At 66.8% G+C, this 14,135-nt stretch carries 13 protein-coding genes and 1 pseudogene; 9 read left to right on the top strand and 5 right to left on the bottom strand.

Features of this window, described 5'->3' with window-relative positions:
- Positions 1-10: 10 nt before the first annotated feature.
- The 4 genes and pseudogenes from OG801_RS01670 to OG801_RS01655 all read right to left on the bottom strand — a co-directional run.
- On the bottom strand, positions 11-805 hold the full coding sequence (locus tag OG801_RS01670) for an enoyl-CoA hydratase/isomerase family protein (protein ID WP_406033171.1): 795 nt from the start codon (positions 803-805) through the stop codon (positions 11-13).
- Positions 802-2,805, bottom strand: coding sequence for an acetoacetate--CoA ligase (locus OG801_RS01665; protein WP_406033169.1), 2,004 nt, complete (start codon positions 2,803-2,805; stop codon positions 802-804). The genes OG801_RS01670 and OG801_RS01665 overlap by 4 nt, the downstream gene beginning before the upstream one ends.
- 151 nt (positions 2,806-2,956) lie before the next feature.
- Complete coding sequence (locus OG801_RS01660; protein WP_406036324.1) at positions 2,957-3,319, bottom strand: 3-hydroxyacyl-CoA dehydrogenase family protein; 363 nt, start codon at positions 3,317-3,319, stop codon at positions 2,957-2,959.
- A 6-nt stretch (positions 3,320-3,325) separates the two neighbouring features.
- Positions 3,326-3,780: pseudogene (locus OG801_RS01655) on the bottom strand (3-hydroxyacyl-CoA dehydrogenase NAD-binding domain-containing protein); the annotation flags it as partial.
- Between the two features lie 490 nt (positions 3,781-4,270).
- Between OG801_RS01655 and OG801_RS01650 the strand changes: the two are divergent.
- Positions 4,271-4,945: a hypothetical protein gene (locus OG801_RS01650; protein ID WP_406033167.1), complete on the top strand. Its 675-nt coding sequence runs from the start codon at positions 4,271-4,273 to the stop codon at positions 4,943-4,945.
- Positions 4,942-5,145 (top strand): hypothetical protein, encoded by a 204-nt coding sequence (locus tag OG801_RS01645; RefSeq protein ID WP_406033166.1) that lies wholly within the window; start codon positions 4,942-4,944, stop codon positions 5,143-5,145. The genes OG801_RS01650 and OG801_RS01645 overlap by 4 nt, the downstream gene beginning before the upstream one ends.
- 364 nt (positions 5,146-5,509) lie before the next feature.
- On the opposite strand, the gene OG801_RS01640 is transcribed toward OG801_RS01645, so the two are convergent.
- Positions 5,510-6,973: an alpha/beta hydrolase domain-containing protein gene (locus OG801_RS01640; RefSeq protein WP_406033164.1), complete on the bottom strand. Its 1,464-nt coding sequence runs from the start codon at positions 6,971-6,973 to the stop codon at positions 5,510-5,512.
- Positions 6,974-7,282: 309 nt separating this feature from the next.
- Here OG801_RS01640 and OG801_RS01635 point away from each other — a divergent pair, with 309 nt between their 5' ends.
- From OG801_RS01635 to OG801_RS01605, 7 genes are all read left to right on the top strand, one after another.
- Positions 7,283-7,816: a 2,4'-dihydroxyacetophenone dioxygenase family protein gene (locus OG801_RS01635; protein ID WP_406033162.1), complete on the top strand. Its 534-nt coding sequence runs from the start codon at positions 7,283-7,285 to the stop codon at positions 7,814-7,816.
- A 30-nt stretch (positions 7,817-7,846) separates the two neighbouring features.
- Positions 7,847-8,917 (top strand): alcohol dehydrogenase catalytic domain-containing protein, encoded by a 1,071-nt coding sequence (locus tag OG801_RS01630; protein WP_406033160.1) that lies wholly within the window; start codon positions 7,847-7,849, stop codon positions 8,915-8,917.
- Entirely contained in the window at positions 8,914-9,639 is a 726-nt protein-coding gene (locus OG801_RS01625) for an SDR family NAD(P)-dependent oxidoreductase (RefSeq protein WP_406033158.1), read from the top strand. The genes OG801_RS01630 and OG801_RS01625 overlap by 4 nt, the downstream gene beginning before the upstream one ends.
- 20 nt (positions 9,640-9,659) lie before the next feature.
- A complete protein-coding gene (locus OG801_RS01620) occupies positions 9,660-10,610 on the top strand; it encodes a helix-turn-helix domain-containing protein (RefSeq protein ID WP_406033156.1) in 951 nt (316 codons plus the stop codon).
- A gap of 77 nt (positions 10,611-10,687) precedes the next feature.
- Positions 10,688-11,833 carry a fumarylacetoacetase gene (fahA, locus tag OG801_RS01615; protein WP_406033155.1) on the top strand — a complete coding sequence of 382 codons (1,146 nt, stop codon included), beginning with the start codon at positions 10,688-10,690 and terminating at the stop codon, positions 11,831-11,833.
- A gap of 258 nt (positions 11,834-12,091) precedes the next feature.
- Positions 12,092-13,264 carry an ABC transporter substrate-binding protein gene (locus tag OG801_RS01610; protein WP_406033153.1) on the top strand — a complete coding sequence of 391 codons (1,173 nt, stop codon included), beginning with the start codon at positions 12,092-12,094 and terminating at the stop codon, positions 13,262-13,264.
- Between the two features lie 26 nt (positions 13,265-13,290).
- Entirely contained in the window at positions 13,291-14,133 is an 843-nt protein-coding gene (locus tag OG801_RS01605) for a branched-chain amino acid ABC transporter permease (protein ID WP_406033150.1), read from the top strand.
- Positions 14,134-14,135: the final 2 nt, after the last annotated feature.

The following is a 14,135-nucleotide window of genomic DNA, read 5'->3' as shown; positions in this document are numbered from 1 at the left end:
GAACGAGTGATCAGGTGAACTTCGGTTCACGCTTGCCGAGGAACGCGTCGATGCCCTCGATGCCATCGGAAGAGGCGACGAGCGCGGAGATGGAAGCCGCCTCGTCGTCGAGGTGCTCTGAGAAGGAAGCCGTCGCGCTCGACCTGATGAGCCGCTTCGTCCTGCTGAGTGCTGCGAAGGGTCCTCCGGCGAGTGATCGGGCGAGAGCCTGCGCCTCCGACAGGACGTCGTCCTCGACGACTCGACTCACCAACCCCCACTCCGCTGCTTCCTTGACCGACACCACGCGGTTGGTCAGCGCGAGGTCGAGAGCCCGTCCCTCTCCGATCAGCCGGGGAACGATCCACGATGTGCCACAGTCAGGGCTCAGGCCCACCGCTGTGTAGGCCATCCGGAACTTCGCCCGGGGCGAGGCCAGGACGATGTCACCGGTCAGCGCGAGGCCGATGCCGCCTCCCGCTGCGACTCCCTCCACGACCGTGATCACGGGCGCATCGGCGCCGGCGAGCAGCCGCAGAGCGTCGTGGATGGCGCCGGCGACCTTGTCCATCTCCTTGTCCCGCTCGGCCGACGAGGCGAAGTACTGCAGATCGCCACCCACTGAGAACGCCGGCCCCTCGGCCGCGACGATCGCGGCCCGGACCGTGCCTTTCTTCGAGCCGTCGTGGACGCGTTTCGCCGCCTCGCGGATCGCTTCGGCCATGGCGAGGTCGAAGCCGTTTCCTCCGTCGGGTCGGGCGAGGGTCACAGTGGCCACCTGGCCATTGATGCTCCAGCGCACGCGGTCATTGATGAGCTCGCTCATGAGGCAGATTCCTGTCTGGTCGTTGATTCACGGCGCACACGTGCCGTACGGGCGAAGAACTCCAGCAGGGACGGATCGTCGACCGACTGGGGGTCGACGACACTCTCGGGCGGGGCACCCTGCAGGATGCGTTTGACCGGGATCTCCAGCTTCTTCCCGGTGCGGGTGTGGGGGATCCCGGGAACGGCGTAGACGGCGTCCGGAACGTGCTTCGGAGATGCCTGCGACCTGATCGCGTCTCGGATGGTCGCGACGAGCCGGTCGTCAAGAGCGGTGTCCTCGGCCAGCACGATGAACAGGGGCATCCAGTAGGACCCGTCGGACTCCTCGGCGCCGATCACGAGCGCCTCGGCCACCTCGGGCAGCTTCTCGACGACCTCGTAGATGTCGGAGCTGCCCATCCGGACGCCGTTGCGGTTCAAGGTCGAGTCCGACCGGCCATGGACGACGACCGAACCGCGGGAGGTGATCGTGATCCAATCGCCGTGACACCAGACGCCGGGGTATTTGCCGAAGTAGGCACGGCGATACCGCTCGCCGTCCGGGTCGTCCCAGAATCTCACGGGCATCGATGGGAGGGGGCGTGTAATCACGAGCTCGCCGACCTCGTCACGCACGCTCCTGCCGTTCTCGTCCCACGCCTCCAAGGACACTCCGAGACATGGCACGGACAGCTCACCGGGCCAGATCGGCATCACCGGCACAGCTCCTGCGAAGGCGCTCACCACGTCGGTGCCGCCGGTTGTCGAAGCGACCGCTACGGAGGTGCCGACGTGCTCGGCGGCCCAGCGGTACGAGCTCGGGGGCAGCACGGAGCCTGTGGCACCGAGGATGCGGAGGTGGCTCAGGTCGTTGTCGTGAGCTGGGTGAAGGCCGGCCTTCTCAGACGCCAGAAGGTACGCCGGACTGGTGCCCAGGACGGTTGCCCGGCAGTCCGCCGCGATCTCCCATAGCGCGCCAGGATCCGGATATCCAGGGCTACCGTCGTAACACACGATGGTCGCTCCCACGAGGAGTCCGGCGACCTGGAAGTTCCACATCATCCAGCTCGGGGACGTGTACCAGAAGTAGGTGTCGTCCGAGTCCATGTCGAGGTGAAAGCTCATCTGCTTCAGATGCTCGAGCAGGACACCCCCGTGGCCGTGGACGATTCCCTTCGGTTTCCCTGTGGTCCCGGACGAGAAGAGCGTCCAGAGAGGGTGGTCGAAGGGAACTGCCTCGGTCCGAAGAGGGACGTCCGGCGAGATCGCCCCGGCCCAGGTGAGGACTGTGGGCTCGTCATCGATGGGTAGGCCAAGCCGCGGGATCATGACCGTCTGGCGGATGGACGGGATGCCGCGGCGGATCTCTGCCACGGCATCCCGGCGATCGACCGCCTTCCCGTTGTAGCGATAGCCGTCGGCTGTGACCAGGACGACCGGAGACAGCTGGCCGAGGCGGGAGACGGCCGCGGCGGGGGAGTAGTCCTGGCCGCAGGATGCCCAGACCGCTCCGAGGCTCGCCGTGGCCAGGAACGCGACGACCGCTTCGGCGATGTTGGGTACGTAGCCCGCGACGAAGTCGCCGCGGCCGACGCCGGCCTCGCGAAGCGTCGCGGTGAACCCCGCGACATCACCTCGGAGCTCGGCCCACGTGATATCCCGAGCAGCCGTTGCGCCAGGCTCCCCGACGGAACGGATTGCGACGGCATCGGGATCCGCCTCACGGAAGACGTGGTCGACGTAGTTCAATCTGGCGCCCAGGAACCAGCGGCCGTACGGCATCTCCCGACCGTCATGGACAGCCGTCCACGGCGTCTTGCTGTCGACCTCGAAGAACTCCCACAGATCAGCCCAGAACCCGGAGGCTTCGCGGACCGACCATTCGTGTAGCGCGGGGTAATCTGGGAGGTTGACACCCCTGCGCTCACAGACCCAGCGACGAAACCGTTCGACGTTGGCCGATCTGAGACGGTCGTCGGACGGCGTCCAGATCGGCGCTGTTCCATCGGTGGACTGCACTGGGTCTCCTCTACATATGGTTGGCGGGCCTTGGCCGTCATTCGCGGTGATCGGGTGTGACGTACGCCACCTGCTGACACCGGCACCGTAACGAGGGATGCGTTCGTCCCACCCCCGGGAGAGAGGGATGGGATTTGAGGCCACCGCGCCCCTACCCCTTCGGGTGGTCGAAGAAACCTTTGCCCGACTTCGCACCCAGCAGGCCGGCGTCGACCATCCGGTCCAACAACGGCGGCGAGGAGTACAGCGGTTCCTTGAGCTCGTCGTACATGGACCGGCCGATCGCTTGGACCGTGTCCAGCCCGATCAGGTCGGTCAGCGCGAGTGGTCCCATCGGGTGGCCGCAGCCGAGCGTCATGCCCCGGTCGATGTCGTCTGCGGAGGCGTAGCCGGCCTCGAGCATCCTGATGGCGCTGAGCAGGTAGGGCACGAGAAGTGAGTTGACGACGAACCCTGCGCGGTCCGTAGCCTCGATCGCTCGCTTGCCCAGCGTGTCACCTACGAAGGAATGCATGCGTGAGACGGTCTCGGCAGACGTGGACAGCGAGGGAATGAGCTCGACGAGCTGCATGACCGGCACGGGTTGAAGAAGTGGACACCCATCACGAGAGAGGGACGCCCGGAGGCGGCACCCAGCTTGGCGATCGGGATGGAGGAAGTGTTCGAGGCGAGGATGGCGTCCTCGCGGCTCAGGATGTGACCGAGCTTCCGAAACAGTGCGAGCTTCATCGTCTCGTTCTCGGAGGCGGCCTCGATGACGAGCCCACGATCAGCCAGCGACGTCATGTCATCGGTGAACCGAACCCGCTGGAATGCCGCTTCAGCGTCTGCCGCCGAGATCTTCCCTCGCGACACCGCCCGCGTCAGTGACGACTCGACGCGGGCGGCTGCTTCGCGGGATGCGGCAGTCGATACCTCGATGTTGACGACGTCGAGTCCGGCACGCGCCGCAACCTCGACGATTCCTGAGCCCATCAGGCCACCACCGACTACGCCGATCGTGTCAGTCATTCGGATCTCCCTGTCGTTGTACGAATCGACGACACGGTGTGAACGGCCGATCCGGATGGACACCTCAGGGAACCGGGGGATTCGAGCCCGACCGGGATGGGTTTGTCGATCGGGACGCTTGCACACCCTCGATCAGGGACGCGCTGGGACGTGAGCTGGGAGTGACCTGCATTGCCCGGTCCAAATCCCCTCCCTGAGGGGAGGGGGCAGGCCCCGTCGGGCCTGCTTAACGTCAGATTCGTCACATTCCTCAGAGTGGAGGTTCCCATGGCGAATCCGACGAGGCTGCGTTCAAGCGCCTACTCGTTGTCCTGCCTGCTCGCCGCAGCCGTTGCGCTCGGGGCAGAACGCTGGTTGATCGGCGCGTTGCTCGTCTCGGTGACCGTTCTGCACGAGGTCGCACTGAACACCCGGCCCTCGGGACCGAGGCCGTCGTCACGGATTGGATGGAAGCATGCCTGAAGCAGAGAAGATCGTTCTCGTCGACGGGGCGCGGACTCCGATCGGGAGCTACGGAGGGGTGTTCAAGAGCGTTCCTGCCCATGAGCTCGGGGCTACGGCATCGAAGGCGGCCCTGGACCGCTCGCACGTCGATCCGTCCGAAATCGGCGAGGTGGTCATGGGCTGCATCGGCCAGGTGGGTCCGGACGCATACAACGCACGGCGCGTAGCCATCGGCGCCGGGCTGCCCCCGAGTGTGCCGGGTTATACGGTCAACCGTCTGTGCGGGTCAGGGCTGCAGGCGATCTGGTCGGCTGCGATGCAGATGCGGTGGAATGGCCTCGACCTGACGCTCGCCGGTGGTGACGAGTCGATGACCCGGATGCGTTTCTACGACTTCGATGCCCGCAACGGCTACAAGCTCGGCGACCGGCAGTTGGTCGACGGCACGGTGACGATGCTGACCGATCCGTTCCATCAGATCCACATGGGGAAGACGGCGGAGAACGTCGCGGCCAAGTATGGCGTCACGCGGCTGGAGCAGGACGAGTTCGCCGTGGAGTCCCAGCGCTGTGCCGCCACGGAGGCCGCGCGGCAGGCTTTCGCTGAGGAGATCGCTCCGGTCGAGGTGGGCGGGCGCAAGCCGTTGACGGTCGCCGAGGACGAGCATCCCAAGCGGTTGCGGTGATCCGAGATGCCAAGCTGGACCCCGCCATGGTGAACCCGTATGGCGGCGCGATCGCGCTCGGTCACCCGGTCGGTGCCACAGGGGCGATCCTGGCTCTGCGGGTTGCCAAGGACCTTGTTCGGCGCGACCTCGAGACGGGGATCGTCACCATGTGTATCGGTGGTGGGCAAGCCATGGCGGCACTCTTCCGCAGGGTCTGAACCGTGGCACGGCGATCGTGGCCAACCCGTTGCTCGGGTGAAAGCTGCCAGGCTGGCCTGTGAGCCGGGATGTGGGTCCCATGGGAAGGGTTGGCGATGGCTCTCGACGGATCTACGCGGTTGACCCGGAAGAATGTGTGCGGTCGACCTGGTTAGGAACAGTCTGCGGCTGCCTTCACGCAAGGGCTGAGGCAAGGTAAGGACCTGGGTCGGAGCGGATCTGCACCGCCCCGACCCGTCGCATAGGAATCTCCGTGACGTGGACGCCCGCGTGCCGACGTCCACGCTCGTGTGGGTGATCACAGCGTCCATGACCAGCAGAAGTGCCGGTCACGGGCCTTGTCGACCCACCTGAGTAGGTCGACTACCTTGCCACGTCCGAGCGGGCAGCGTCGCGAATGGCCGCCGCGGCGTCCGCCGGCAGCACGTAGCCTTCCGACACCAGCGGGGTCATGACTTTCCGCACCTTGGAGACGTACTGGGCGTGTGTCTTGTACATCGCCTTGAGCTCCGCGTCCGAGTAGTAGCGGTGCCAACCGGACACGTTGCAGGGGAATGCGGGCCCGTTGAGCGCTCCCTGGTCAGCTGTCGGCACGACGAACTGGGGGAGCCGGATCCCGCCCTCAACCTTGCCGTCGGCATCGCGTACGACGGTCCCTGCGTCGGTGGTCACGAAGCTCCGTGAGGGGGCGGCGGGCTTGCCGGTCCTGGACCAGGTGCGTACCGAGTCGATGGCCTTGTTGTAGACCAGACCCACGTCCACCGTCGTGAAGGGCGGAAGCTTGACGCAGGCGGGTTCGATCCACTGGAAGAAGGTGATCGGCTGGCCGTCGGGTGCCTGGATCGACTGATCGCGCTGCGCGATCGCCTCGATGTACTCGGCGCCGTAGAGCGAGGCGTGCGTCGCGCCGGCGATGTCCCACTTGCGCGTGTACTCGGACGTCGTCCATCGCGCGCCACCGAACGAGCCGCCGAGTCCTTCGGAGGCGACGCCGATCGCAGGGACGGTCAGATCGGATCGGAGCTGGCCCGAACGGTCCCAGAGCGCGAAGCCCTCGAAGACGTCGTGCAGCGGCTGGACGGTGTTGTAGTAGACCGCCAGGCGGCCGGCCGACTGGGACTGACCGATGGCGATCGCGTCCTTGACCTTCAGGCCCGGCATCGGCGCGGCCGCGCCACCGACGTTGCCCTTCAGCGCCTGGGTGACCTGCGCGAAGATGTCGTACGACAGCGGGTCTCCGGTGCACAGCGACGTCCCGCCGTCGCCGCACTTGTTGACGTCCACCGAGAGTCCGGCGTAGCGGGCGGGGCTCCAGGTCTTGAGCCGCTCGACACCGACGCGCTGTGCGGAGACGACCGCGACCGCGTAGCCCTCGCGGAGCAGGTACTCCGAGGCTTCGGCGGCCGCGAACTCGAAGTCGACCCCGATGGTGACGTTGGTCCACTCCACGGCCAACGTTCCGTTGAACCTGTCGGCCTTCGGGTAGCGCACCATGACGCGCGTGCGATACGGGTTGCCGCCGTCCAGTACGGAGGCGGTCGTCAGCGCGCCGGCAGTCGCGCCGGCGTACCCGTTGGCCTGGCCTTCCGCGTAGAACTCGCGCGCGGTGTAGCCGACAGCCGCGAGGTCAACGGCCGTCGCCGACATCGGCGATGTTCCAGGAACATTGACCTCCGACAGGGCTGCGGTAGGCACAGCGACCGGAGTCGGCGTCTGCGCGGTCGCCGGCGGCACCGCGATCATGGCGCCGGCGAGAGCTACCGGCAGCAGCAACAGCGCAGCCCGGCGAACGCTCAGCCCTGACAACGTCTTGTGCAGTGTGGACATGACAATCCTCTTCCTGTTCGCGGGAGCGCCTTGACATAGGCATGGGCTCGCCGCTCGGCGAGTGGCCCGCGTCACATGGGCGAGTCTGAATCGGGCCGAACGCATGCGTCCGCACCGCAGGCTAAGTCGTGCGCCTCCGATCAACAGCTGTGCGTGGTGCAGCAAGTGGGCGCGCGCGAGCGGACGTCACGATGTCCAGGACCGGCAAAACAGATGTCCGATTCGTGGAAGACGCGGGTGACGCCGGTCACGTTGACTGCGTACGTCGCCGCACCGCGTGACGCCCGCACTTCGAAAGGATCGACGACCATGCCTGAAACACCTGGTTCGGAATTCTGGCGCGACCTCAAGCCGATCGAGAACGCCCTCAAGCCCGACGCCCAGCCGGAAGTCTTCCACCAGTTCGCGCCCGTCGAGGACGAGCGCTACTACGTGCCTTTCAGCGAAACCGTCGCTTCCCGCCCCCTGTGGATCTCACCTCGCGACAACCGCTGGGCCGATGTCCTGTGGGCCAAGTCCGCCGGCCTGGTCAACCGGCACTACCACCCGCACGAGGTGTTCGCCTACACGATCAGCGGCAAGTGGGGATACCTCGAGCAGCCGTGGACAGCGACGGAAGGGTCGTTCGTCTACGAGACCCCGGGCGAGGGACACACCCTCGTGGCGTACGAGTCCGATGAGCCGATGCGCTGCTTCTTCGTGGTCACTGGTCCGCTGATCTGGCTCGACGAGGACGGCAACAGCGACGGTCATTTCGACGTGCACGACTACCTGGCTCTCTGCCGGGAGCACTACGACAAGGTGGGGATCGGCGCCGACTACGTCGACACCCTGATCCGCTGAGCGCCCGAAGTTCAGGACCCAGGGACACCAATGACGACAGCACGCGCGGTCCGCTGGCATGCAGCCGGCGATCTTCGGCTGGAGACGTTCGACATCTCGCCGCCCGGCGACGGTGAGGTGTTGGTGGCGGTCGCCTATTGCGGTGTGTGCGGGAGCGACCTCCACGAGATCGCCGACGGCCCGCACGCCATTCCGGTGAGCACCGCACATGCACTGTCGGGAACGAGGGCGCCGATCACCTTGGGGCACGAGTTCTCCGGCACGGTGGTCGCGGTGGGGAACGGCGTGGACGCGTTGCCGCTCGGGACCCGCGTCGCGGTGGAGCCGAACTACCGCTGCAGGACGTGCACCGCGTGCCGGGAGGGTCGCTACGAGGTGTGCGTGGGATCCGGCTTCGCCGGCCTCATGGGCGACGGTGGAATGGCCGAGTACGCCGTCGTGCCCGAGTACATGGTGCGAGCGCTGCCCGACGGTTTCGATCTCGCCGCGGCCGCCGTCCTCGAGCCGGCGGCGGTCGCGTTGCACGGCATCCGTCGGTCAACGTTCGCCGCGGGACAGGCGGTCCTCGTAGTGGGGCTGGGTCCGGTGGGGCTGCTCGTGTGCGCACTTCTGCGTGAGAAGGGCGCCGCGGCGGTGATCGGAATCGATCCTCGCCCCGCTCGCCGCGAGCTCGCCGCCAAGCTCGGCGCAAGCGTTGTCCTCTCGCCGGACGATGACGTCGCCGCCGCGGTGGGCCAGGCAACCGACGGGGTCGGCGTCCACGTCGCGTTCGAAGTCGTCGGGAGTCAGCAGACCTTCGACCTGGCACTCGCCGGACTGCGGACCGGGGGCGAGCTGCTCCTCCTCGGCCTCGTCGACGAGCTCGTGCTGCCGGCATTTCGCCTGCTCAACAACGAGCAGACGATCACGACCAGCGTCGGATACCGCGACTGCCATGACGAGCTCATCCAGATGTGCGCAGAGGGGCGGCTGGACCTGGCCGCGATGGTGACCGATGTCGTGGGACTGGACGAGGGACCGGGTGCCCTGATGCGGATGGTTTCGGACCCGGGCGACGGCATCAAGACACTGATCCACTGCGAGGGAGAGAAACGACCATGAGCTGGCAGAGCAACCTGTTCGAGGGCCGGACGGTTCTGGTGACGGGAGGGACGTCAGGGATCGGTGCTGGAGCAGCCCTTCGTTTCGCCGAGCTCGGGGCCGACGTCCTGGCCGTAGGACTCAATGCCCGAAGTCCTCACACCCCAGTGCACGAGCGCGTACGCGTGGTTGAGCTGGATGTGACCGACGCCAAGGCGGTGTCCGCGTTCATGTCCGGCGTGCCCGCACTCGACGTCCTGCTGTGCTGCGCGGGGATCAGCCGCGATCGCGACGAGTACGACCTCGAGGTCTTCGCCCAGGTGCTGGCAGTCAACCTCGGGGCGACCATGCGGGTGGCCGAAGCGGCTCGGCCGCTACTGGCGCAGCGCCGTGGCTCGGTCGTGACGACTGCCTCGATGTACAGCTACTTCGGCGCCGCCGACCGACCGGCCTACAGCGCCAGCAAGGGCGGGATCGCCCAGCTCACGCGCTCGCTGGCGGCGGAGTACGCCGGGGAGGGGATCCGGGTCAATGCGATCGCTCCCGGTTGGATCGACACGCCGCTGTCGCAGGGACTGCAGGCAGACCCTCAGGCATCCGCGGCGGTGATGTCGCGTCTCCCGATCAGCCGGTGGGGGACCCCTGCGGACGTGGCGGATGCGTACGTCTTCCTGGCCTCGCCCGCTGCCGCCTACGTCACGGGAGTCGTCCTACCAGTGGACGGCGGATATCTGACGGTCTGAAGACCCGAGAGGAGTACGCCATGTCAGCAGCCTCCGTAGTCTCGTCTGTCTCGACAGCCGGGATCGAGCCGCAGGATCGCCTGGCGTTCTGGGAGCACTACAACGCCGAGGCGCTCGTAGGACTGACCTGTTCGTCGTACGTCGCCGAGGGTCTGGTCGCCAGCGAGCTCAATCTCGATGTCGGCGGCTTCCGGGTCGCCAACATCGCGGGCAACGCCCATGTCATCGAGCGGGCGCCACAGCTGGTCCGGGAACGGCCGAAGGACGCGGTGTTCGCCTCGGTCCTGCTCGAAGGAGACGCGTTCTTCTACCACTCGGAGGGCTGCGCAACGCTCGGCGCCGGCGACGTGATCGTGTACGAGACGGACGTGCCGTACCTGTTCGGGTTCAGCAGCACGATGCGCCAGATCCTTGTCGACGTACCCAAGTCGGTCTTCGAAGAACGTTGCGCGCCCACGCCCGGGGTGCCGCTCAAGGTCGCCGCGGACGGGGTCGGGCCGGCAGCGGTGACCGCCCGTGCGCTCAGGCGGATGCTGCTCGGGCTGGTGGAGGATCCTGGCGCGGCTCGGCACTCGACCGGCGATCATCTGCTGGACCTGTTGGGAACGATGACAGCAGGCAAGGGGACGCCGAACGGTGCGGCGCACCTGCTGTCGGCCAAGGAGTTCATCGCCACCCACCTGGGGGACTTCGACCTCTGCACGGATCGAGTCGCGCACGCCGTGGGGGTCACCTCGCGTCACCTCAACCGTGCCTTCGCCACCGAGGGCACCACGGTCGCGCAGTACATCCAGGGACGTCGCCTGGAGGCGGCCCGTCTGGACCTCACCTCGCCCTCCATGGAAGGGCACCGGATCGCCGACATCGCCGGACGCTGGGGCTTCGCATCGCAGGCGCACTTCACCAGGTTGTTCCGAGCTCGATTCGGCCGCACGCCGTCGGAGGATCGCGGGTCACGCTCCGGCACGTAGTCGAGTCTGCGTGGAATGCCCAGTGGCCTGCGCGCACGCTCAAGGCTGCGGGTGCGTCGTGCTGGCAGGCTGATCGCATGAGTGGCTTCGGGTTGGACCATTTGCCCTATGGCGTCGTCATGCACCAGGGCCGTCGGTTCGTGGTCGTACGCCTCGAGGACGAGGTGGTCGACCTTGCGGCGCTGGCTGCGTCTTCGACGCCGTCCTTCGACCCCTCGGTGCTCGCCGGTCCGGACCTCGCGCCGTTGATGGCTGCCGGGCCGGGCATGTGGTCGGCCGTACGTGCATGGCTGCAGAACACCTTGGCCACCTCCTCCGCCGGTCGCATCCCGCTGGCCGAGGTCGAGCCGCGGATGCCGTTCGCGGTGGCCGACTACGTCGACTTCTACGCCTCGCTCGATCATGCGTCGAACGTCGGCAAGATCTTCCGGCCCGATGCAGAACCGCTGCTGCCCAACTGGCGCCACCTCCCAGTCGGCTATCACGGTCGTGCCGGCACGGTCGTCCCGTCGGGCACACCGATCGTGCGACCTCACGGTCAACGCCGTCCGGGATCTGACGGGCGGCCGGGGTTCGGGCCGTCGCAGGCGCTCGACATCGAGGCCGAGCTGGGGTTCGTCGTCGGGGTGCCCAGCACGCTGGGGGAGCGGGTGTCCGCGGACGCGTTCGCCGACCACGTCTTCGGCGTCACACTGCTCAACGACTGGTCGGCCCGCGACCTCCAGGCCTGGGAGTACGTCCCGCTGGGTCCGTTCCTCGGGAAGTCGTTCGCGACGTCGATCTCGCCGTGGGTCACCCCGCTCGCGGCGATCCGGGATGCTCGAGTGCCGCTGCTTGGACAGGATCCCGAGCCGCTGGACTACCTGCGGGTCGCCGAACCTGCCGGCTACGCGATCGACCTCGAGGTCGTCATCAACGGCACGGTGGTGTCACGGCCGCCCTACGCCTCGATGTACTGGTCACCGGCCCAGATGCTCGCCCACATGACGGTCAACGGCGCGTCACTGCGTACGGGTGACCTCTACGGATCCGGCACGATCTCCGGCCCCGACCGCGATCAACGCGGATCACTTCTGGAGCTGTCGTGGGGCGGCACGCAGCCGTACACCCTCGCCGACGGCACCACTCGCACCTACCTGCAGGACGGCGACACCATCACGCTGCGCGCCATGGCCGGCGCGATCACATTCGGCGAGGTCGAAGGCACGATCTGCACTCGCTGAGGGACAGACCTCGGATGTCCGAATCCGGCAAGTCGGATGTCCGATTCGCGGAAGACGCACGTGACGCCGGTCACGTTGACTGCTTTTGTCTCCGCCCCGCGCGGAGTCGCACCATTCTTCGTCGCCCGCATGCCCGGCGTGCCCGCAGTGTCAACTTCCCTACCCGCTCAGCCAAGCCCCAAAGGGTCACTTCTTTCTACCTTGGCGAGGACGCTGGCGCTGATCGAGTTCCGGTGTCCTATCGAAAGGCTCATCAACATGAAGCGAATCATCGTCCTCGCGACGGCCCTGGCCGCCGCTGCTGGACTCAGCGGCTGCGGTGGCAACGCCGGAAGCTCCGGCTCCGACGATCCCATCGTCCTCGGCTCGGTCAACGCCCTCAGCGGCCCGGCTACGTTCCCGGAGGCCTCTGCTGCAGCGAAGGCGGTATTCGACCGGGTCAACGCCGATGGCGGCATCAACGGTCGCAAGATCGAATACACGGCGGCGGACGACAAGGCCGACCCCGCGACGGCGACGCAACTGGCGCGCGAGCTCGTCGCCACGAAGAACGCCGTCGCCCTGGTCGGCGGCGCGAGCCTGGTCGACTGCGACGTCAACGGCAAGTTCTACGAGCAGCAGAAGATCATGAATGTCGTCGGCACCGGAGTCGGACCGGGTTGCTTCTCCAGCCCGGTGATGGCACCCGTGAACGCCGGCCCCTTCCTCGACTCGCAGATGACGCTGACGATCGGATCGGAGAACCTCGGTCTGAAGAAGATCTGTGGGTTCGTCTCCATCACGGGCGCGACCAAGCCCGCCTACCAGGCGTCCATCGACGCGTGGAGCAAGGCGACCGGCAAGGAGCTCGTCTTCTTCGACGACAGCGTTCCCTACGGCAATGCCGACTACACGCCCCAGGCCGTGAAGATCAAGAAGGAGGGCTGCGACGCCGTCTTCACGAACTTCGTGGAGCCGGACGCGCTGGGCCTGCTCAAGGCAGCGAGGGCCCAGAACATCACCGACGTCACCTGGCTGTTCCTGACCTCGGTCTATTCCCAGCAGTTCGCCAAGGCAGCGCCGGCGGGCCAGAAGGTCTATCTGCCCGCAGAGTTCCTGCCGTTCACCGACCCCAGCGCCACGGCCAACAAGGACTGGCGCGACCTCATGACGCAAAATGATCTGGCGCTGACGTCCTTCTCCCAGGGCGGCTACCTCTCGGCCACCTACCTGGTCGAGGTGCTGAAGTCGATCAAGGGTGACATCACCCGAGAGTCGGTCACCGAGGCGCTGCAGAACATGGAGCCGATCGAGAACGAGATGGTCGGCACGCCGTACGAGTTCGGGACCGGCGACAGCCACAACCCCAATCACGCCGGCTTCCCGGTGATGCTGGAGAACGGTGCCTGGTCGAACGCAGCCGACGACTGGCTCGTCGTCGAGCAGAACTAAGCGAGGCTGCGGTGTTCTCAGGAGCAATGAGCGGGCTCGCGCTCGGTGGCCTCTACGCCACGGTGGCCGTCTGCCTGACACTGATGGCACAACTGGCGCGGGTGGTGAACTTCGCGCAGGTCGCGTTCGCGATGTTCGGAACGTACGCGGCAGTGACGCTCGCCGATCGAGGCCTCCCGGTCTCGTTGGCGATCGCCTGCGGAGTGCTTGTGGGAACAGTCGGCTCCGGCATCCTCGGCGCGGTCATCGCGAAGTGGATGCCGGAGGCTGACATCACGAGGCGTTCCGCCGTCTCGATCGCCGCCCTTCTGCTCACGCTGTCGGCGTCGTTCATCGCGTTCGGCACCAAGCCGAAGACCATCAGCCCGATCGTCCATGGCGCCGCGTTCGAGGTCGGCGGAACCGTCGTGACCTGGGTCGGTCTGATCATGTGCCTGATGGCGCTCCTCACCGCAGCCGTGGCGACCGTGCTCCTCAGGAAGACCGATGTGGGCGTACTTCTCCGTGCTCTCGCCGAACGACCGACGACGGCGGAGCTGTTGGGAGTCCCTTCCCGGATGCTCACGATCGGGGTATGGATGGCGACGGGCCTGGTTGCAGCCGTCGCGGTGGCCCTCGTCGCCCCCACGCAGACGAACGATCAGTACTCGTTGTCGATGCTGGTCGTGCCATCGGCGGCGGCCGCCCTGCTCGGCGCGTTCCGCTCGGTGTGGCTGGCAGTCGCCGGCGGCATCGGGCTCGGCATGCTGCAAGGCGCCCTGGCCCAGTTCAACGATCTCTCTGTCATCAAGTTCTGGATTCCATTCGTCGCGATCCTCGTGCTCCTGCTGTGGAGCGAGCGTAAGGAGGTGTGGGATGTCGCACGTTGAGA

The organism is Nocardioides sp. NBC_00163 (genome assembly GCF_045206295.1).
GTDB lineage: Bacteria > Actinomycetota > Actinomycetes > Propionibacteriales > Nocardioidaceae > Nocardioides.
The sequence above is the reverse complement of the archived record's forward strand: the minus strand, read 5'-3'. Positions and strand labels throughout refer to the sequence as shown.